At 71.7% G+C, this 18027-nt stretch carries 15 protein-coding genes; 8 read left to right on the forward strand and 7 right to left on the reverse strand.

The genetic code is table 11. The features are described from left to right. Nucleotides 1-1399: xylulokinase (xylB, locus tag EF918_RS08870; protein ID WP_260609999.1), on the reverse strand; the 1399-nt coding region annotated here is incomplete at its 3' end. A 160-nt stretch (nucleotides 1400-1559) separates the two neighbouring features. Here xylB and xylA point away from each other — a divergent pair. The 4 genes from xylA (at nucleotide 1560) to EF918_RS08890 (ending at nucleotide 5731) form a co-directional block, all read left to right on the forward strand. After that, nucleotides 1560-2726 (forward strand): xylose isomerase, encoded by a 1167-nt coding sequence (gene xylA / locus EF918_RS08875; RefSeq protein WP_125643466.1) that lies wholly within the window; start codon nucleotides 1560-1562, stop codon nucleotides 2724-2726. Nucleotides 2727-2870: 144 nt separating this feature from the next. Then, complete coding sequence (locus tag EF918_RS08880; RefSeq protein WP_125643468.1) at nucleotides 2871-3167, forward strand: DUF6247 family protein; 297 nt, start codon at nucleotides 2871-2873, stop codon at nucleotides 3165-3167. 170 nt (nucleotides 3168-3337) lie between these two features. Beyond that, the gene (locus EF918_RS08885; protein WP_125643470.1) at nucleotides 3338-4357 is read left to right on the forward strand and encodes a hypothetical protein; all 1020 of its coding nucleotides are present in this window, start codon (nucleotides 3338-3340) and stop codon (nucleotides 4355-4357) included. Between the two features lie 258 nt (nucleotides 4358-4615). Continuing rightward, complete coding sequence (locus EF918_RS08890) at nucleotides 4616-5731, forward strand: hypothetical protein (RefSeq protein WP_125643472.1); 1116 nt, start codon at nucleotides 4616-4618, stop codon at nucleotides 5729-5731. 55 nt (nucleotides 5732-5786) lie between these two features. On the opposite strand, the gene EF918_RS08895 is transcribed toward EF918_RS08890, so the two are convergent. Beyond that, on the reverse strand, nucleotides 5787-7037 hold the full coding sequence (locus tag EF918_RS08895) for a hypothetical protein (protein ID WP_260610000.1): 1251 nt from the start codon (nucleotides 7035-7037) through the stop codon (nucleotides 5787-5789). 229 nt (nucleotides 7038-7266) lie between these two features. Between EF918_RS08895 and EF918_RS08900 the strand changes: the two genes are divergently transcribed. Then, entirely contained in the window at nucleotides 7267-8568 is a 1302-nt protein-coding gene (locus EF918_RS08900) for an MFS transporter (RefSeq protein ID WP_125643476.1), read from the forward strand. Nucleotides 8569-8857: 289 nt separating this feature from the next. On the opposite strand, the gene EF918_RS08905 is transcribed toward EF918_RS08900, so the two are convergent. The 3 genes from EF918_RS08905 to EF918_RS08915 all read right to left on the reverse strand — a co-directional run bounded on the left by EF918_RS08905 (nucleotide 8858) and on the right by EF918_RS08915 (nucleotide 11700). After that, nucleotides 8858-9280, reverse strand: a complete 423-nt coding sequence (locus EF918_RS08905) for a hypothetical protein (RefSeq protein WP_125643478.1) — start codon at nucleotides 9278-9280, stop codon at nucleotides 8858-8860. Nucleotides 9281-9458: 178 nt separating this feature from the next. Further along, on the reverse strand, nucleotides 9459-10820 hold the full coding sequence (locus tag EF918_RS08910; protein WP_125643480.1) for a beta-propeller fold lactonase family protein: 1362 nt from the start codon (nucleotides 10818-10820) through the stop codon (nucleotides 9459-9461). Between the two features lie 112 nt (nucleotides 10821-10932). Then, entirely contained in the window at nucleotides 10933-11700 is a 768-nt protein-coding gene (locus tag EF918_RS08915; protein WP_185921660.1) for a bifunctional 2-polyprenyl-6-hydroxyphenol methylase/3-demethylubiquinol 3-O-methyltransferase UbiG, read from the reverse strand. Between the two features lie 140 nt (nucleotides 11701-11840). On the opposite strand from EF918_RS08915, the gene EF918_RS08920 reads away from it, so the two are divergent. The 3 genes from EF918_RS08920 to EF918_RS08930 all read left to right on the forward strand — a co-directional run bounded on the left by EF918_RS08920 (nucleotide 11841) and on the right by EF918_RS08930 (nucleotide 15678). Then, nucleotides 11841-13400: an MFS transporter gene (locus EF918_RS08920; RefSeq protein ID WP_125643484.1), complete on the forward strand. Its 1560-nt coding sequence runs from the start codon at nucleotides 11841-11843 to the stop codon at nucleotides 13398-13400. A 126-nt stretch (nucleotides 13401-13526) separates the two neighbouring features. Then, the gene (locus EF918_RS08925) at nucleotides 13527-14012 is read left to right on the forward strand and encodes a hypothetical protein (protein ID WP_125643486.1); all 486 of its coding nucleotides are present in this window, start codon (nucleotides 13527-13529) and stop codon (nucleotides 14010-14012) included. A gap of 7 nt (nucleotides 14013-14019) precedes the next feature. Next, entirely contained in the window at nucleotides 14020-15678 is a 1659-nt protein-coding gene (locus EF918_RS08930) for an MFS transporter (protein ID WP_125643488.1), read from the forward strand. Between the two features lie 31 nt (nucleotides 15679-15709). On the opposite strand, the gene EF918_RS08935 is transcribed toward EF918_RS08930, so the two are convergent. Both EF918_RS08935 and EF918_RS08940 read right to left on the reverse strand, forming a co-directional pair. Beyond that, nucleotides 15710-16474 (reverse strand): maleylpyruvate isomerase family mycothiol-dependent enzyme, encoded by a 765-nt coding sequence (locus tag EF918_RS08935; protein WP_125643490.1) that lies wholly within the window; start codon nucleotides 16472-16474, stop codon nucleotides 15710-15712. Between the two features lie 96 nt (nucleotides 16475-16570). Further along, nucleotides 16571-17995 carry a S9 family peptidase gene (locus EF918_RS08940; protein WP_125643492.1) on the reverse strand — a complete coding sequence of 475 codons (1425 nt, stop codon included), beginning with the start codon at nucleotides 17993-17995 and terminating at the stop codon, nucleotides 16571-16573. Between the last annotated feature and the right edge of the window lie 32 nt (nucleotides 17996-18027).

Below are 18027 nucleotides of genomic sequence, written 5' to 3' on the forward strand. Positions count from 1 at the left end.
CCGTGTCCCACGCCCGTACCACCGCGACGGGATCCTCCCCCGTGGCCCCGGCCGCCAGGGCGGCGGCGCCGAGGGCGACGTGTTCGGTGCGGGCGGGGACGACCAGGGGGCGGCCGGAGAGGCGGCGGACGGTGTCCCGCCAGGTGCGGCCGGCCGCGCCGCCACCCACGAGACGCAGGGGCAGTGCGGCCGTGCGCGGGTCGGCGGGGTCGAGGCCACAGGCCCGCAGGACGTCGTCCAGGGCCCGCAGCAGCGTGACGACCGCACCTTCGTAGGCGGCGCCCAGCAGTTGCTGCCGGGTCGTGGTGTGGCGCAGCCCGGTCAGCAGCCCCGAGGCCGCCGGCAGGTCGGGGGTGCGTTCCCCGTCGAGGTACGGCAGCAGCACGGCCTCCCCACCGGGAGCCGTGTCGTCGCGGTCCAGACCCAGCAGGGCGCTCATCTTGTCCACGGCGAGCGTGCAGTTGAGCGTGCAGGCCAGGGGGAGGAAGCCGCCGTCGGCCGAGGCGAAGCCCGCCACCTGCGGGAGCCCGCGGGTGCGCGGCCGGTCCGCCGTCACGGCGAAGGCCGTGCCGGAGGTGCCCAGGCTGAGCACCGGATGGTCGAGGAGCCCGGACCGCCCCAGCCCCAGACCCACCGCGGCAGCCATGTTGTCCCCGGTGCCGGCGGCGACCGCGATCCCCGCCGGCAGCCCGAGGACGGCGGCCGCGGCCGGGGTCAGCGAGCCCGCGCGGAATCCCGCGGTCGGGGCGACGGCGGGGAGCAGCGCGGGGGACAGGCCGAGGAGCTCCAGCAGTTCGGGGTCGTACGCGCCCCGGCCGGTGTCGTACCAGCCGGTCCCCGAGGCGTCGCCAGGGTCGGTGACCGCCTGCCCGCACAGCCGCTCGGTGAGGAAGTCGTGGGGGAGCCGCACGGCCGCGCACGCCGAGGCGGTGCCGGGATCGTTGCGCCGCAGCCACAGCCACTTCGCGGCGGTGAACGAGGCGACCGGGACCGATCCCGTCCGGTCGCTCCACGCCGCCGGGCCGCCGAGCGCGTCGACCAGCTCCACGGCCTGAGGGGCGGACCGGGTGTCGTTCCACAGCAGGGCAGGACGCAGCGCCCGCCCGTCACGGTCGAGGGTGACGAGCCCGTGCTGCTGTCCCGCGACCGCCAGGCCGGCCACCGCCCCCGGACCCGCGCCGCGCCCCGCGAGGGCGTCGAGCCCGGCGGTGACGGCCGTCCGCAGGGCCTCCCACCACACCTCGGGGTCGGTCTCACGGGCGCCGCCCACGCCCTGGACGACGTGCGGCGCCCGGCCGGTGGCCAGGACCTCGCCCGTGAACGCGTCGACGAACACGGCCTTCGTGGACTGCGTCGAGCTGTCCACGCCGAGGACCACGCACGTCGGTGTCGATGTCACAGCACGACCCATATCACGAACTCCTTCATGGCCGTGTCCCCTGTTCGGGGGACACGGAGGATGAATCGCATTCCGGCCTCGAATCACCTCTCCGTACCACGTGTCATATTAGAAATATCGAAACTCCCGGTATGTGAAACGGAGATAAGGAGACGAGATCATGAATGAATTCGTTCCCGCACCCGAGCACCGCTTCACCTTCGGCCTGTGGACCGTCGGCTGGCTGGGCCGTGACCCGTTCGGTGAGGCCACCCGAGCGCCGCTGGACCCGGTGGAGACCGTGCACCGCCTGGCGGAGCTCGGCGCCTACGGGGTGAGCTTCCACGATGACGACCTCCTGCCGCCGGACGCGGGGCCCGACGACCGGCAGGCCCGCATCGTGCGGTTCCGCAAGGCGCTGGACGAGACCGGCCTGACCGTCCCCATGGCCACCACCAACCTGTTCACCCACCCGGTGTTCAAGGACGGCGCCTTCACCGCGAACGACCGCGACGTACGCCGCTACGCCCTGCGCAAGACCATCCGCAACATCGACCTGGCGGCGGAACTCGGAGCCGGTGTCTACGTCGCCTGGGGCGGCCGGGAAGGCGCCGAGTCCGGCGCGGCGAAGGACGTCCGCGTCGCACTGGACCGCCTGAAGGAGGCCTTCGACCTCCTCGCCGAGTACGTCACGGAACAGGGCTACGGCCTCCGCTTCGCCATCGAGCCCAAGCCGAACGAGCCCCGCGGCGACATCCTCCTGCCCACGGTCGGCAACGCCCTCGCGTTCATCGAACGCCTCGAACGGCCCGAGATGTTCGGCGTCAACCCCGAGGTCGCCCACGAACAGATGGCCGGGCTCAACTTCCCGCACAGCATCGCCCAGGCCCTGTGGGCGGGCAAGCTGTTCCACATCGACCTCAACGGCCAGAGCGGCATCAAGTACGACCAGGACCTCCGCTTCGGCGCCGGCAACCTCAGACAGGACTTCTGGCTCGTCGACCTGCTCGAATCCGGCGGCTACACCGGCCCCCGCCACTTCGACTTCAAGCCGCCGCGCACCGAGGACATGGACGGCGTCTGGGCCTCGGCCGCCGGCTGCATGCGCAACTACCTCGTCCTCAAGGAGCGCGCCGCGGCCTTCCGCGCCGACCCGGAGGTCAAGGCCGCCCTGGCCGCGTCCCGCCTGGACCAACTCGCCCTCCCCACCGCCGAGGACGGGCTCCAGGCACTCCTCGCGGACCGGGCCGCCTACGAGGACTTCGACCGCGAAGCCGCCGCCGCCCGCGGCATGGCCTTCGAACGCCTCGACCAGCTGGCCGTCGACCACCTCCTCGGCACCCGCTGACGACGCACCGGACGCGCCCGCCGTGCCGAGCACGGCGGGCCCGCGTTGCCGTCGGGCCGGTCCGGGGTACGCAGTGCCGCGAACCCCTCCTTCCCGCAGCCCTCCGGCGGCTATCGTGGCGGTACGACCCGCTTGGAGGAGCCCGTGAGCGCGCAGCCCGAGGAAGCCCCCGCCCCGCCGGCCCCGGCCGCCGCCGCCCAGTTGCTGGCCCGTCTGCGCGCCGGCCGCCGTGCCGAGACCTGGGTGCCGGCCTTCCAGCAGGACTGGGCCAGGGCTCTCGACGCCTCCCGGCACACCTACACCCTCACCCCCCTGCACGACGTCGTCCGTACCTGGCAGCTGCGCGTCGCCGCCATCCCGGCCGTCGACGGCTTCCTGGCCTCCGGCCACGACGAGACCGGCTCCGTGGACCTGGACGAGGTCCTCGGCCCCCGCCGTTGAGGTGACGGCCCGGTAACCCGGTCGTCCGCCTCTGCGGGGACCTCGCGGCTGCCCCGAAGGACGCCCCATGGGCCCTCTCGTCCTTCTCCGGAGTTGGCACAATCATGTGCGCCATCCTCGGAAAAGGGGCCCGCGTGTACCAGTGTGCATTCTGCCAGGAATGCTTTCCCATGGAATCCTATCTCTCCGGAGAAATATTTGTCTGCCTGTCGCAGTGCCAACGTGCGGTGGTGTGCCGCAGATGCGCGCAGGAGCAGGGTTCCGGAGTCGCATGCCAAGCGTGCGCGAACCTGCCGAAGGATGTCAGGGGCCTCACGATCGGCGAGTTCCAGGCCATGAGCGAATTCCTGGACCTGGGCATGGAGCTCAGGCCGGAGAGTGAGGAGGAGACCGCGAGAGTCGCTGCCAACCTCTGCATAGCCTGTCTGGAGACCTGTACGGAAGTGCAGTACCGGGCGGACGACATATTTGTCTGCCCGGTCGAATGCGGCGGGACCGTGATGCTCTGCCGAGCATGTTTCGCCAGCTACGGGGACGGAGAATTCCGGTGCCCCGGCTGCAAGTTGCTCCTCAGGACGCGCCTGGGGACCAGAGCGGGCGCGACGCCGAAGGGCGAGTACACGGGAATGGCCGAGCTGCCCTCACCCGGCTGTGTCCAGGCCGGCTACCAGTGCTACGCGGCGGCCGTGGCCACGGCCTGCAACTGGGCGGTGGGGACGGACATGACCGCCGACGACGCGATGCACCTGTACCTGATGTCGGGAAAGGCGACCGGGCAGGCGTTCGAAGCCTACCGAAAGTCCTTCACCGCCGCGCAGGAGAAGATCGGGGCAACTGCCTCCATCGGTGAAGTCCACGAAGAAATGCAGAAGATCCCCCTCGGCTGGGCCGCCCTGGAATACGCCGTCGACGGCTGCGGGGTTCCGGAATTTCCTGAGGGCGTGCCCTTCTTCTATTTCCCCGAACTGACGGGCGAGATACTCGTCGAGGCGTGCGCGAAGGGTGTTCCGGTCATGTGGTCCACGGCCATGCACTGGCTCGTCGCCTACGGGTGCGAGACGGACCCGGAAGGGGATGTGATCGTGGTCCATTCGTTCGACCCGTCCACCGGAATACCGGACATTGCCCGATGGGACGAAGTGAGCCGTAAGGCGGGTGAAGGATATGTCGTAGGGATCAGCGGGATATAGGGATGCGGGCGTGCGTGCGGGCGCGCGGGCACGCGGGCACGCGGCGGTGGATCCGACGGACGACGGCGCCCTGCCGCGCGAGCAGGAGGTGACCGGTCCTCCGCATGCGCCCCGTGCTGCTCCAACGTGCAGACCGCCGCTGTCCGATGGGCTGCCCCATCGGACATGTGGGCGCCCGTTCGGTCATCTGTAGGTTGACCGAGGACTCCGACCGGAATGTCGAGCCCGCATCGACCGGGAATGACGAAGGAGATCTCGTTGACCGACCCCGCAGGATTCGAACACCCCACCTCCGAACTCCCCGACGAAATCGTTCAGCAGGTCATGGCGGAGCTTCCCCTGGAGGACCGCCGCCGCTGGTCCCAGGTCACCACGGGCATGCACGCGTTCGCCGCGTCCCAGCCCGAGGACCGGCCGACCGGACGGTTACGGGACGTGGCGCACCGGACGGACCTCCCCTACCGGACCATCTACACCCAGAGCGAGCTCAACGCCTCCCTGTCCGACCCGGAGCCGCTGTACTTCGCGCCCGGAGGCGGCCCCGAGGCGGAGCGTCTGACCCTCGACCGGGGACGCGGAGCGATCCAACTGTGCGGGGGGATCGACGGCGAACCCCTGGCCGTCATGAACGACGGCGCGGTCAACGCCGTCGACGGCGCCGTCATCAGCACCCTGCGCGGCGGCTACGTCGACATCAGACGCGGCGCCACGGTCACCGACCAGTACGGCGGGGTCTGCAGCATCTGGAGCGGTGGCGTGGTGGTCAACCTCCACGGAGGAGCCGGTCACTGCCACCCCAGCGGCACCATCGTCAACAAGTGGACCCACTACCACGTGGGCGTCCAGGACGGAACGATCGAGAACCTCTACAACGGGCCGGCCACCCTGCACGGGGACTCGTGGTGCTCCGTCGTGCACGGCGGAACCCTGTTGGTCATGGACAACAGCACCGTCGACGAAGTGATCGACGGCCTCGTCACCCTCAACGGCACCAGCCGTCTCACCTCGGTCAAGGGCGGAGACGTCGAATCCGCCAGCACCACCCCGATCAGCGAGGTGGCCGGTGGAATCGTCCAGCTCCACACGGGAAGCAGCGTCTACGCCGTCACCGGGGGAACCGTCCACGCCCACACGGGATCCACGATCCACACGGCCACGGGCGGCACGGTCCACGTCGAGGACCAGGCCGTCCTGCACCATGCGGAGGGAGAAGCCGTCGTCCACGCCTACGCCGGCTCCACCGTCACCGTCCACGACGGCGCCACGGTCCACGCCTACGACCAGGCCACCGTCATGGCCCACGGCGGCACCGTCCACCTCTACGGCACCGAGGTGGACCTGTCCGACTACGGCGCCACCGTCCACCACCACTGACCCGCTCCTCCGCGACCCGTCAGACCCGTCAGACCCGTCAGACCCGTCAGACCCGTCAGATCGCGTAGCGCCAGACGGTGAGCATGTAGGCGCCGTACCAGCAGCCGAAGAGGGCCGCCGCGCCGAGGGTGAGGGCGGCGGTCCGGCCGCTGGTCCTGCTGATCGCGCGGGCGAGCGGGACGAGGAACACCAGCGCGGGTATGAGCAGGCGGAGCTTGGAGTGGTAGAAGTTGCTCTGCCCGAGGGTGAGGGCCACCACCACGCACCCGTGGACGAGCAGCGGCGGCCAGGTGGTGCGGCGGCACGCGACGACCGTGGCGCAGAGCAGACCGAGGGTGAGGACGGCGGTGCTGACGGCGACCCAGCCGTCACTGCCGGCCAGGGTAGAACGCAGGAAGTCGACGTAGGCGCGGCCGAAGTCCCAGTGGGTTCCCCAGCCCGCTTCCTGGATGAGGAACCAGGCGTCGAGCCGGTGCAGACGGTTCCCCACCCACCACAGGTACGCAGGCGTGGCGACGCAGGCGAGGGCGACCGCGGCCGGGGGACGCCAGGACAGGCGCCGCTCGCGGTACAGGTGCAGGGCGGCGGCCACCGCGATCGCCGCGGCCACGGAGACCGCCGCGGGCCGGGTGAGACCGGCGAGCAGGCCGAGCGCGCCGGCCGTGAGCCAGGCCTTGCGGTGCACGGCCAGCAGGGCCCCTGCGCCCAGCGCGAGGAAGAGGGATTCGCTGTAGGCCATGAAGAAGGCGATCGACATGGGCTGCGCGGCGGCCAGCAGGACGATCACGACGAGGGCCGTCCGCCGTCCGTAGAGCCTGGTCATGAGCTGCTGGACGACGACCAGGGCGGCGATCATCGCCAGGTGCGCGGTCACGACGGCGGCCAGGCCGGTGTCCAGGCCGGTCAGGTGGTGGACGGCGCGGCTCAGGAGCGGGAACAGCGGGAAGAAGGCGAGGTCGTTCCCGGTCGGCTTGCCGTCGGCCCCGTAGGTGAACCCGTCCGGGTAGCCGTACGCGGCGATGTCCGTGAAATGGCGCCCGTCCCAGGCGAGCAGCCGGTCCAGCAGCCCGGGCCCGCCGGACCCCGCTCCGGCCATGAGCGCCAGCAGCACCAGGTGGACCGCCGCGCTCGCCCCGTACACCACGAGCGCCGGCGCGGCGGCGCGTGCGTACCGGCGCAGCTTCTCGGACGGGCTCTCGGGCGGGCTCTCGAGCGGGGTGCCGGGCGGGCGCAGGTCGCCCTCCGCCGCGGTGGGCTGCGGACGTGTCGCGGGGCCGCACACCGCTGAGGTCGCCGAGTGGCGCACGTTGAGCCTTCCCGCCCTGGACGACGATGACCCGTCCACTTTCGGCCGACCGTGGCCGGAGCACGCTCCCCCGACCGGCCCCCGCGCAGGGCGATCGGCTCCTCCCCCTCTCGGCGGAGGCGGCCCGGCGCGGTCGGCGCGCCGCCCCGGCGGATTCCCGGGACAACGGGCCGGGTGCGGCGTAGGGTCCCGGGCACAGGACCGTTCTCCGTACGGGGTGCAGACGCGAATGACGGCGCATGACGGCAACGACCGCAAGGACGGCCCGACCGCGGACGAGGACGGTGAACGGCGCGCGGAGACCGGCCCGTTCGCCTGGCTGCGCGCGCTCGGGCCGCGCGGTCGGCGCGCCTTCTACGGTGCGTTCGGCGGCTACGCCCTGGATTCCTACGACTTCTTCACGCTGCCCCTGAGCATGGTGGCCATCGCCGCATACTTCGGTCTGGACGGCGGCCAGACCGGCCTCCTCACCACCGTCACCCTGGTCGTCTCGGCGGTCGGAGGGATCCTCGCGGGCATCCTCGCCGACCGGATCGGCCGGGTGAAGGCACTGATGATCACGGTGATCACGTACGCCGTCTTCACCGTCCTGTGCGGCTTCGCACCCAGCTACGAGGCGCTGCTGGTCTTCCGCGCCCTGCAGGGCATCGGCTTCGGCGGCGAGTGGGCGGTCGGCGCGGTCCTCGTCGCCGAGTACGCCTCCGCCCGGCACCGCGGGCGCACCCTCGGCGGTGTCCAGAGCGCCTGGGCGGCCGGCTGGGCACTGGCGGTGGTCGTCTACACGCTGGTGTTCAACTTCCTCGACGACGACATCGCGTGGCGCGTGATGTTCTGGACCGGGGCCCTGCCCGCCCTGCTGGTCGTCTACATCCGGCGGCACGTCGACGACGCGCCGGCCCACGCGCACGCCCGGGCCATGAGCACCCGGCGGGGCTCGTTCACCGGGATCTTCCGGCCGGGGCTGCTGCGCACCACGCTGTTCGCCGTACTGCTCTCGACCGGTGTCCAGGGCGGGTACTACACGCTCGCCACCTGGGTGCCGACCTACCTCAAGACCGACCGCGGCCTGACCGTCGTCGGCACGGGAGGCTATCTGGCCTTCCTCATCTCCGGCGCGTTCATCGGCTACCTCACCGGGGGCTACCTCACCGACCGGCTGGGCCGCAAGCGCAATATCATCCTCTTCGCGTTCCTCTCCGCGCTGGCCGTCCTCGCCTACACCCACATCCCGCCCGGCAAGAACGACCTGCTGCTGGTCCTCGGCTTCCCGCTGGGCTTCTGCATGTCGGCCATCTTCAGCGGGTTCGGCTCGTTCCTCGCCGAGCTCTACCCGACCGCCCTCAGGGCCACGGGCCAGGGGTTCACCTACAACACCGGCCGTGCGGTGGGCGCGTTCTTCCCGACCCTGGTGGGGTTCCTCGCGGCGAGCTGGGGCGTGGGCGGGGCGCTGGTGTTCGGCGCGGTCGGCTACGCCATCGCCGTACTGGCCCTGCTCGGCCTGCCCGAGACCCGGGGCCGCGAGCTCATGTGAGGCGGTCCTCCTCCGCCCGGACACCACCGTCCCGGCGGAGGAGGGGGAGGGGGCTGTCGCGGGCCGTGGCCCTTGCCCTTGCCGCCGCCCTTGCCGTGGTCGAGGGTGACGCGGACGTGGTACCGCGGGCGCGTCGGGTCCTCCGAGTCGAGCAGGGTGTACGACGCCTGCCCCTTGGCACCCGCGTACTTGTCGGTCCCGCCGACCACGGCGTCCTCGAACGTCCGCAGCGGCGTGCCCTGCTCGCTGTAGGCGCCCTGGAGGGTGGTCTCGCCCTCACCCGGGCAGGTCAGCGGTGGTTCCTCACCAGCTTGCCGCAGGACGTCACGGAGGCGTCGCCACCGTGTTCGGTGTAGCAGTACTCCAGCACGTCACGGTGCACCAGCTCGAAGGTGTAGACGCCCTCGTCGTTCGAGCCGGCCATCACCGAACGATGAGGGGTGAAGGCGCCGACCACGGTCTTCTCGACGCGCACGCCCCCGGAGGTGACGTACCTCGTGAGTCCCTTGAAGGTGCGGTCCTGTTGCTCGGTCACCTGCAAGGAGACCGGCCCCTCGAAGAACCCGTTCGCGCTGCTGATGACCTGGCGTTCACCCGTCCACGTCCCCAGCAGGGAAACCGGCTTGTCGTCCCCGGGGCTGGCGCTCGCCGCCGGCGCGGACATCAGCGCCGCCACGGCCGCTGCGCCCGCCAGCATTCCCACGGCGGACATTCCCGCGATCTTCGCGGCCGACGAACGCCTTTTGCTCAATGTGGCAAACATTTCCTGTCCCTACCGGAGACCGAAGAACGGACGCAAATCAACCTAAACAGGACAAATCTGCAAGCCAATTCGACACTCCGACGGGCGGCCCCGGAACACCGGAGCCGCCCAGTCGGAGGTCAGTCGATCACCCGTGCGAGCAAGGCGGGACGGGCGGGTTGACGACCCTCAACCGCTCGGCCTGCACCCACCCGCGGGGGTCTTCCGCGAGCTTGTACCAGCCGTGGTCGCCGCCCGCGGCGCGGTCGCCGTGCCCGAGCTTGCACGCGAGGGCGACGGTACGGCCCGGCTTGAGGTGGCCGACCACGTCGGAGTGCCGATCGGGCTTGGCGTACACCGCGACGGGCTTGGCGGAGGAGACCGTCCCGCGGGGGCCGGGGGAGGGGACGCCCGGGACGGTGGCGATGGCCACGCTGATCGGTCCCGTGCCGACACCGACGGTGTCGGAGAGGGTGTCGGTGGCAATGTCGATCACCGACACGTCGTTGGAGCTGCTGTTGGCGACGTACGCCCGGCTGCTGTCAGGGGTGACGGCCACCGCGACGGGTGCCTCGCCGACGCCGACGGTGTCGACGAGGGTTCCGGTGGCGGTGTCGATCACGCCCACGGACTCCTGGCCCGCGCCGTTGCCGCTGAAGGTGACGTAGGCACGAGTGCCGTCCGGGGTCACCGCCACGCCGAAGGGCTGGGTGTCGGTGCCGGTGTCGATGGTGGTGATGGTGTTGCCGGTGGCCGTGTCGAGGACGGTCACTTGGTTGATCTGGTCGGTGAACTGGGCGACGTAGAGCTGGCCGCCGTCGGGGGTGACCGCCAGTCCGTAGGCGGGGGTCTGGGGGCCGATGACGTCGGTGAGGGTGTTGGTGGCGGTGGAGATCACCGCCACGTCCCCGTCGTTCCCGCCGGCCCGGAGGGAGACGTAGACCTGGCTGCCGTTCGTCGGGGCGACCGCCACCTGGAAGGGTGAGGTACCGCCAGGGACGGCGACGGTGGTGGGGATGGTGTCGGTGGCGGTGTCGATCACCGACACGGTGTCCGACAGGCTCTCGGCGACATAGGCCTTGGTGCCGTCGGGTGTGACGGCGACCCCGGACGGTCCGGAGCCTTCACCGGTGCTGATCGTGGTGGCGACGGTGTTGGTGGCGGTGTCGATCACCGACACCTGGTTCGCCGCGAAGTCGGTGACGTAGGCCTTGGTGCCGTCGGGTGTGACGGCGACCCCGGACGGTCCGGAGCCTTCACCGGTGCTGATCGTGGTGACGACGGTGTTGGTGGCGGTGTCGATCACCGACACGTCGTCCGAACTTTGATTCGCCACATAGGCCAGCTGGCGGGGGTCGCCGGGTGATGGCGAGGGCGGATTGGCGCTCGGCGCCGCTGCGCCGGCCGGCGGCGCCATCGCCAGACCCGCGGCCAGGACCGCTCCCAGCAGGGTCGTCCCGAACCGAAAACGCCGACGGGATCGCGCCGGCCCGTAGGGGTGCTCCGTCATCGAACCTCCGTGACAGGGGGTGGCAGCCCGCCGGAAGGCCGACGCTACGAGCCCAGTCTTCGGCCGGACCTGACATCCCGCCAGGCGGCTCGGCCGAACGGCCGACCGGGGGCTACAGGCGTCCGACGACGATCATCCGGCGCCGGCCGATCTTCGGAGGTCCCGGGCCGTCCTCACCGAAGAACGCGACGGAGCCGAACCCCGCCGACCTGAACCAGTCACCGAACTCCCCCTGGCTCAACAGACGCAGGGACCAGAGCAGTTCGCGGACGGCACCCGAACGGACGATGATGCGCCTGCCCTTGACCCGGTCCGCGAGCACGGTCATCTCGTCCACGAGGAAGTCCGTCCCGGCGCCCTGCATCATCCGATAACGGGGATTCTGCGCGAATGCCTGACTGTATTCGAAAGCCGGATTCACCGTGTCGACGACGAGCCGCCCGCCGGGCAGGAGCGCATGCCGCAGATTGGCGAGGATGCGCCGGCTCTCGTCGTCGGACGTGTAGCCGAACGAGTTGAACCACATGACCGCCAGGTCGAACTGCGGGGCCAGGTCGAGTGTCCGCAGATCGCCGATCCGGTAATCGACGGACACACCGCTCTCGGCCGCGTCCCTCCGGGCCGAACGGATGAACTGCTCACTACGGTCGATCCCCACGACCTCGAAGCCGGCCCGGGCCAGCCCCAGCGAGATCCGCCCGTAGCCGCAGGGAGCGTCCAGCACCTTCTCTCCCGGCTGCAGTCCCCCCAGGTGCGTCACGATGTCGAGCTCGCGAAGGTTGTATTCGGAATGATGCTGGATCCGCATGAAGTATTCGTAGTCCGCGTCGAACGCGGAATCCAGCTCCTTATTCGTCATTCCCGCATCTGCATCGCTCATGAGAAGACCTCGAAAGGGGAATCGGGGCATTGCCCCTTATCAGGATATCGCTGTCCCCGCATCTGCGCAGTCGAGGATTTCCGCTGCTCATCTGTGTCACTCGACGTCTGCCGGCCGGGCCGCAACTACAGTGACGCGGCATGGGCCACCTCCGAGAGCTGACGTCGCAACAGCGTGCGGCGCTGGTCGCGATGGTGACCGCGGCCTCCCTCCTGTTCTCCAGCCTGACGAGCATCATCGTGGCCCTGCCCGTCATCCAGCGGGAGCTCGGCCTCGACAGCTCCGAGCTGCACTGGGTCGTCGTGGCCGCCCTGCTGCCGGTCACCGCGTTCGCGGTGGTGACCGGCCGGCTGGGCGATGTGGTGGGGCGCCGGAAGGTGCTGCTCCTGGGCCTGGTGGTCTTCGGGATCGGCTCGGCACTGTGCGCGATCGCCCCCGACGGAACGTTCCTGGTGGTGTCCCGTGCCGTGCAGGGCCTGGGCGTGGCCCTGGCCGTGCCGCTCGCCGTGGCGAACCTGACGGCCGCGCTGCCGGAACACACCCACGGCTGGGCCGTCGGCGTGCAGACCGCCGGGATCACGCTCTTCGGCATCGTGGTGCCGCTCGGCATCGCCCTGCTGGTGCAGGTCCTCAGCTGGAGATGGGCGTTCGCCGCCGCCGTGCCGGCGTCCGTGCTGGTCGTGGCCCTCACCCGACGCGCGCTGGTGGAGAGCAGGGCGGCGGGACGGAGGTCGCTGGACGTGCGGGGCGCCGTCCTGATCGCCACGGGTCTCACCCTGGTGGTCCTGGCCTTCGAGCGTTCCTCGGAGTGGGGCTACGCCCACTACGGCACCCTGCTGGCGCTGGCCGCCGGCGTCGCCCTCCTCGGCGCGTTCGTCCGCGTCGAACTGCGCGCCGCCCAACCCCTGCTGGACCTCAGGTACCTCCGCCTGCCGACGGTGTCGACCCCCATGGCGGCGCTGGCCTTCGTCCAGTGCGCGGGGCTCACCCTCGCGGTCTACACCATGCTGTACTTCCAGCACGTGCTGGACTTCAGCGCCTTCCAGGCGAGCCTGCTGGTCACGGCCACGAGCCTGGGCGCCCTCGGCGTCTCGGCGTACGCGGGCCAGCTGACCGACCGCGGGCGTGGTGTCCACCTGATCGTCACCGGCCTGGCCCTCACGGGCTGCACCCTCCTCTGGCTGGCCTTCGGGGTCGAAGCGCGCCAGGGTCTCCTTCTCCTCCCGGCCCTCGTGATCTTCGGACTGGCGCCCCCCTTGGTCTACCCGTCCGCGACGGTGGTGGTCATGACCTCGCTGCCCGGCTCCGCCCGGGGCGTCGGGGCGAGCCTTGCCGTCCAGGCCCGCCAACTGGGAGCGACCCTGGGGCTGGCCCTCACCAACCTGCTGTTCACCTCGGTGGAATGGGGCCGGCGGAACGCGCTGGTCCACCCCTCGGCCACCGACCTCACCGTCGAGGAACAGGCCGCCCTCGACGACGTCCTCACCCAGGGCAAGGCGAGCAGCGAACTGCTGGGCCGGCTGCCCGACGACGTCGCGCAGGACCGTGTCCGCACCGCCGCCGACGACGCCTTCACCACCGCCTTCGAGGTCACGCTGCTGACCCTGGGCTGCCTGATCCTGTTCGGTGCGGCCCTGGTGGTCGCCCTCCTCGCCGTCCGACGACGCCGGGCGGGCGGGCCCCGGTCCTCCCGAGCCTGACGCCCTCCGGGTTGCATGCGGGCACGGCGGGTTTGGCCGATGGCCGAAAGTGTGATGATCACCGCTGTCGAACCGTCCGACCAGGACGGCCCTCGTCCCGAGCGAGAACAGCGAAGGAGAACATGCGTGTTCGCTGAGCGAGCAGTTCGCCGCGCCGTCGGCGTCGCCGTCGCCGCAGTCGGCGTGACGGCCCTGTGCGTACCCACGGTGTCGGCTTCCCCGAGCGACAACCACGACCAGCACGACGGCCGCAAGGAACGGGTCATCGAACTCACCCTGACCCGCACCGGGGGCCACGAGCCGCCGCCCGACCCGCCCGCCGGCACCGTCTACACCGAGTTCGGTACGTCCGCCCTCTCCGGCACGGGCGAGCCGTTCGGCACCTGGGGCTACCAGGGAGCGGTCCTGGCCGTCGACGGCGGTGAGATCCAGGAGCAGGCGGTCGGCACCTTCAACACGCCCGAGGGCCAGATCACGGTGCAGGGGCTCAACCCGCGGCGGACCCTGGAGAACGCGATCACCGGCGGCACGCAGCACTTCAAGCGGGCGAGCGGCTACGTCAAGATCAACGGCACGGGCGAAACGGTGGAGCTGCACATCTTCCAGCCGTGACGACCGGATGAACGAGATCAAGCGGGTCCTCGGCGGAGCCCTCTTCCACGTCCCCCACCCGCAGCCTCAGCCGCAGCCCGGCCCGCACCCGCCGCCCGGCCCGCACCAGGGCCGGGCGCCCGGGGACACCGGTGCCACCCCCCGCGGGCGGCTCGTCGCCGTGACCGCGGTGTCGGGCGCCGCCCTGTTCCTCCTCGGGGTGAACACCACCGGCATCAACACCGCGCTGCGCGCCATCGCCGCCGACCTCGGGGTGGGCACAACCGCGCTGGGCTGGGCCGTCGGCGCCTACATGCTGGCCGTCGCCGCGCTCGTCGTGCCCGGCGGCCGGCTCGGCGACACCCTCGGTCAGCGCACCACCCTGGTCGGGGGCGCGCTCGTCTTCGCGGCGGGCGCGGCCGTCGTCGCGGCCGGCGACACCGAGGCGGTGCTGATCACCGGCCGGGTCCTGCAAGGCGTCGGAGCGGCCGCGGTGATGCCCTCGACGATGGCGGTCCTGCGCCTGACCTGGCCCCGCGAGCGCCAGGGCGTGGCGCTGGGGCTGTGGGGCGCCGTCGCCGGACTGGCCTTCGCCCTGGGACCGTTGATCGGCGGCGCGTTCACCGACGGCCCGTCGTGGCGGTGGCTGTGGTGGACCGGCGCCGCCTGGGCGCTGGCCGTGGCCTGCGTGGCGGCGTTCGCCCTGCGGGGCCTGCCGCCGGGCTCCGGCGAGCGAGGGCTCGACGGGGCCGGACTCCTGCTGCTGTCCGTCGGCCTCACCGCCCTGCTGGTGGCGCTGCAACAGATCCCGTCATGGGGAGCGGAATCCCCCCGTACGCTCCTGTGCTTCCTGGTGGCCGTGGCCGCACTGACGCTGCTGGTCCAGGTGGAGACCCGTCGCCCGGCCCCGTTGCTGCACCTGGCCCTGCTGCGGCGGGCGCCCCTGGTGGCCGCGTGCCTGGGCACCGCGGTCAACACCCTGTTCCTGATCGGTTTCCTGTACTTCTTCAACCTCTACGCCCTCTCCCCCGAGACCCTGGGCTACTCCGCGGTGACCGCCAGCCTGGCCCTGCTGCCGTACGGAGCCTGCGCGTTCGCGGTGTCGATGGGGACCGGGCCGCTGTGCGACCGGATCGGCTACCGGTGGCCGGTGGCGGTGGGCATCGCCCTGAGCGGCGCGGGCGCCCTCTGGCTGTCGACGGTGGGACCCGCCACCGGGTACGGCGGCATCCTGCCGGGCTCGCTGGTCCTGGGCGTGGGCGTCGGCAGCACCCTGTCCGCGCCGTCCGCGGCCGGGCTGCGCGCCCTGGACAGCGCCCACTCCGGCGAGGCCTCCGGGATCATCAACGTCGTCCGCTACGTGACGGCGGCCCTGGTGGTCTCCGCCGGTACCCTGCTCTTCCTCGGCCGGGGCTCCGCCCACCTGGAGAGGGTCCTGCGGCGGACGGGGGCGCCCGCACCGACCGGGGCCACGGCGGACCGGCTGCTGTCGGGGGCCACGCTCCCGACCGGCCGCGCGGCGGACACGGCGACCCAGGAGGCCTTGCACCGGGCGACCGCGGCCGGACTCGCCGAGGGCTTCGGCTCGGTCATGTTCTGGCTGGGCGTCCTGGCCCTGGCCGCGGTCCCCCTGTGGCTCCTGCTCATCCCACCCGCGCCGCCCGGCACGCCCGACGACCGCACCTGACCCCGGGCGACCGGCCGCGAGCCGGTCGTCGTCAGAACGCGGAGTGGGCCGTCCACAGCGAGAACAGGTCCCGGTCGCCCTGGATGCGCAAGGCGCCGTGCGAGGCGGGCAGCCGGCCGTAGAGGAACAGCAGGAGCTCGGCGGCCGGGGCACTCACCGTGGTGCTCGCCCCGCCGAGGGCGTGGCCGTCCCCGGGAAGCGGTCCGAAGTCGTCGGGGCGCAACTGCACCGCCCACTGCGCGTCGTGGTCGGTGCAGCCGAACCGGATGACCTGGCCGTCACCGCGCAATGCGGAGGTCCCCGGGGCGAAGGGTGCGGCGAACGGCAGGTTGGTGAGGAACTCGTCGACGCCGTCCACCGCCGACGCGAGGTCGATCCGTGGGGCGAGCCCGCGCGCGAGTTCGGCGTCGGCCCGGTGGACGAGGGTCTCGTAGTGCATGCGGCGTACCCAGAAACGGGCGTGCTGGTCGCGGCCCCACGCCCACATGGGCGCGTCGAGGTCGGTGGCGGCGAAGACCTCGGCGGCCTGCGCCGCCCCGTCGGCCAGCCAGCCGGGAAGTCCCTGCGGGGAGGCCGGCAGGTCCAGGTCCACGTCCCGGCCGGTGGGCCGCTCCTGCACGCGCCGGCGCAGCAGTACGGTGAACCAGCGGTGCACGGAGCCGACGTGGCGCGTCAGGTCGGCGAGGGTCCAGCCGGGACAGGTGGGAACGGGCGCCGCGAAGTCCGCTCCGTCGAGCACGGCAGCGAGCCGAGCCGTCTCGTCCAGGACGGCCGCGCCGTGCGCTGCTGGCTCCATGACCGGTTCCTCGTTCCTTCTGCCGCATGCGGTCGCGTCGCGCCGGGACCCGGCGCTCACAGGGAAGGGTACGGGGCGGTACGGGCGGGCGAGCACTCAGCCGGGCAGCACCTCGTCGAGCCAGTCGAAGACCACCTCGCAGTGCAGCTGCGGGGCCATGGGGGAGCAGTGCAGCTGGGCGCCCTGGGCGGCGGTGAGCTTCAGGAAGTCCTTGGGCGAGGTGAGGGCGTCGTACATCCGGCGTGGCTGGCCCGGGTAGAACTGTTCGCCTTCGTAGTCCAGCACCAGGGTCGGTGCCTTGATCCGGCGGACGACATCGGTGATCGTCAAGGCCCGGATCCGGGTGGCGGGGGTGTAGAAGTCGGTGAACAGCTTGCCCTGGCGGGCTGCGAGCATCGCGGGGACGGAGAACGGCTCGAAGCGCTTCTTCATCACCGCGGCGTCCGCCGGGGCCAGTTGCGGGACGACCACCTTGTTCCAGATGTCGTTCGTCTTCTGCTTGTCGGGCGTGAGGATCTCGCGGATCTCGGGCGGGAAGCCCAGCCACGGCTCCACGCACCCCGGCATCGCCACCAGCGCGGCGATCCGGGGTTCGAACGCGGCGGCCCGCGGCGCGAGGTCACCCGCCATGCTCAGTCCCGTCAGGGCGATCCGGCGCGGGTCCACGTCCGGGCGGGCCGTCAGCCAGTCGACGAGGGGCGTGACGACCTTCTCCCACGTGGGGGTGAACACGACCCGGTCGACGAACAGCAGCTGGCCCTGACCGGGCCCGTCGTAGACGAGTGCGTTCCAGCCGCGCTCCAGGGCGGCGGGCACGCCGTAGGTCCACATGTCCACGTTCTGGCCGTCGCTGCCGTTGGTCAGGATGACCGTGGGCCGCGGAGTGTCCGAGGTGTCGGGCCGGAAGAACCACACCGGCAACGGCGTCGTGCCGTACGGGACGGTGGCCTTGACCGGAGCGGGATCGTGCAGGTCGCAGAACGTGTCCCAGGCGCCGCGGCCGGACCGGTACAGCTTCTCCTCGCTGCCCGGATCGTCGGAACCGAGGACGAAGAACAGGGCCTGGCCGTAGTACTGGGCGGCCCGCAACGCCCGGAAACGCCTGGTCCGGTCGTCGGCCGGGGCGCCCGGGGGCGCCTTGAGGAGCTCGTCGCCCAGCTTGCGGAAGGTCTCCACGTATGTCTGGGCGGACACCCCCGCGGCATTGATCGCGTTCACCGCGGTCAGGACCTCACCGACCTCCGCGGCACCCGCTCCGGCGCCGCCGAGGGCGAGGAGCGCGTTGAAGTTGTACGCCGGGTCCTTGAAGAGCGTCATCGCACCGGGGGTGAGCCCGCCCCCGGTGGTCCCCGAAGACGCGGAGGCGCCGGCGGTGACGGAGGCCGAGGCGGTGGCGGCGGCCGGCGCGCCGGGCGCACCCGGGCGGGCGCAACCGGCCATCAGCCCGACGCCGGCGCCCCCGGCGACGAGGAGGGCGCGACGGGTGGGGCCGGAGGGACGTTCGTCCGGACGGTGCTCCATACCCTCGGACCGTAGCCACGCCCCGCCCCGGC

The sequence above is a fragment of the Streptomyces sp. WAC06614 genome (genome assembly GCF_003949795.1).
GTDB lineage: Bacteria > Actinomycetota > Actinomycetes > Streptomycetales > Streptomycetaceae > Streptomyces.

Bases quoted from the DNA above. Each gene is read 5' to 3' on its own strand.
- xylA (WP_125643466.1), top strand. From the start codon at position 1,560: ATGAATGAATTCGTTCCCGCACCCGAGCACCGCTTCACCTTCGGCCTG.
- EF918_RS08885 (WP_125643470.1), top strand. From the start codon at position 3,338: ATGGAATCCTATCTCTCCGGAGAAATATTTGTCTGCCTGTCGCAGTGC.
- EF918_RS08900 (WP_125643476.1), top strand. From the start codon at position 7,267: ATGACGGCGCATGACGGCAACGACCGCAAGGACGGCCCGACCGCGGAC.
- EF918_RS08905 (WP_125643478.1), bottom strand. From the start codon at position 9,280: ATGTCCGCCGTGGGAATGCTGGCGGGCGCAGCGGCCGTGGCGGCGCTG.
- EF918_RS08910 (WP_125643480.1), bottom strand. From the start codon at position 10,820: ATGACGGAGCACCCCTACGGGCCGGCGCGATCCCGTCGGCGTTTTCGG.
- EF918_RS08915 (WP_185921660.1), bottom strand. From the start codon at position 11,700: ATGAGCGATGCAGATGCGGGAATGACGAATAAGGAGCTGGATTCCGCG.
- EF918_RS08920 (WP_125643484.1), top strand. From the start codon at position 11,841: ATGGGCCACCTCCGAGAGCTGACGTCGCAACAGCGTGCGGCGCTGGTC.
- EF918_RS08930 (WP_125643488.1), top strand. From the start codon at position 14,020: ATGAACGAGATCAAGCGGGTCCTCGGCGGAGCCCTCTTCCACGTCCCC.
- EF918_RS08935 (WP_125643490.1), bottom strand. From the start codon at position 16,474: ATGGAGCCAGCAGCGCACGGCGCGGCCGTCCTGGACGAGACGGCTCGG.
- EF918_RS08940 (WP_125643492.1), bottom strand. From the start codon at position 17,995: ATGGAGCACCGTCCGGACGAACGTCCCTCCGGCCCCACCCGTCGCGCC.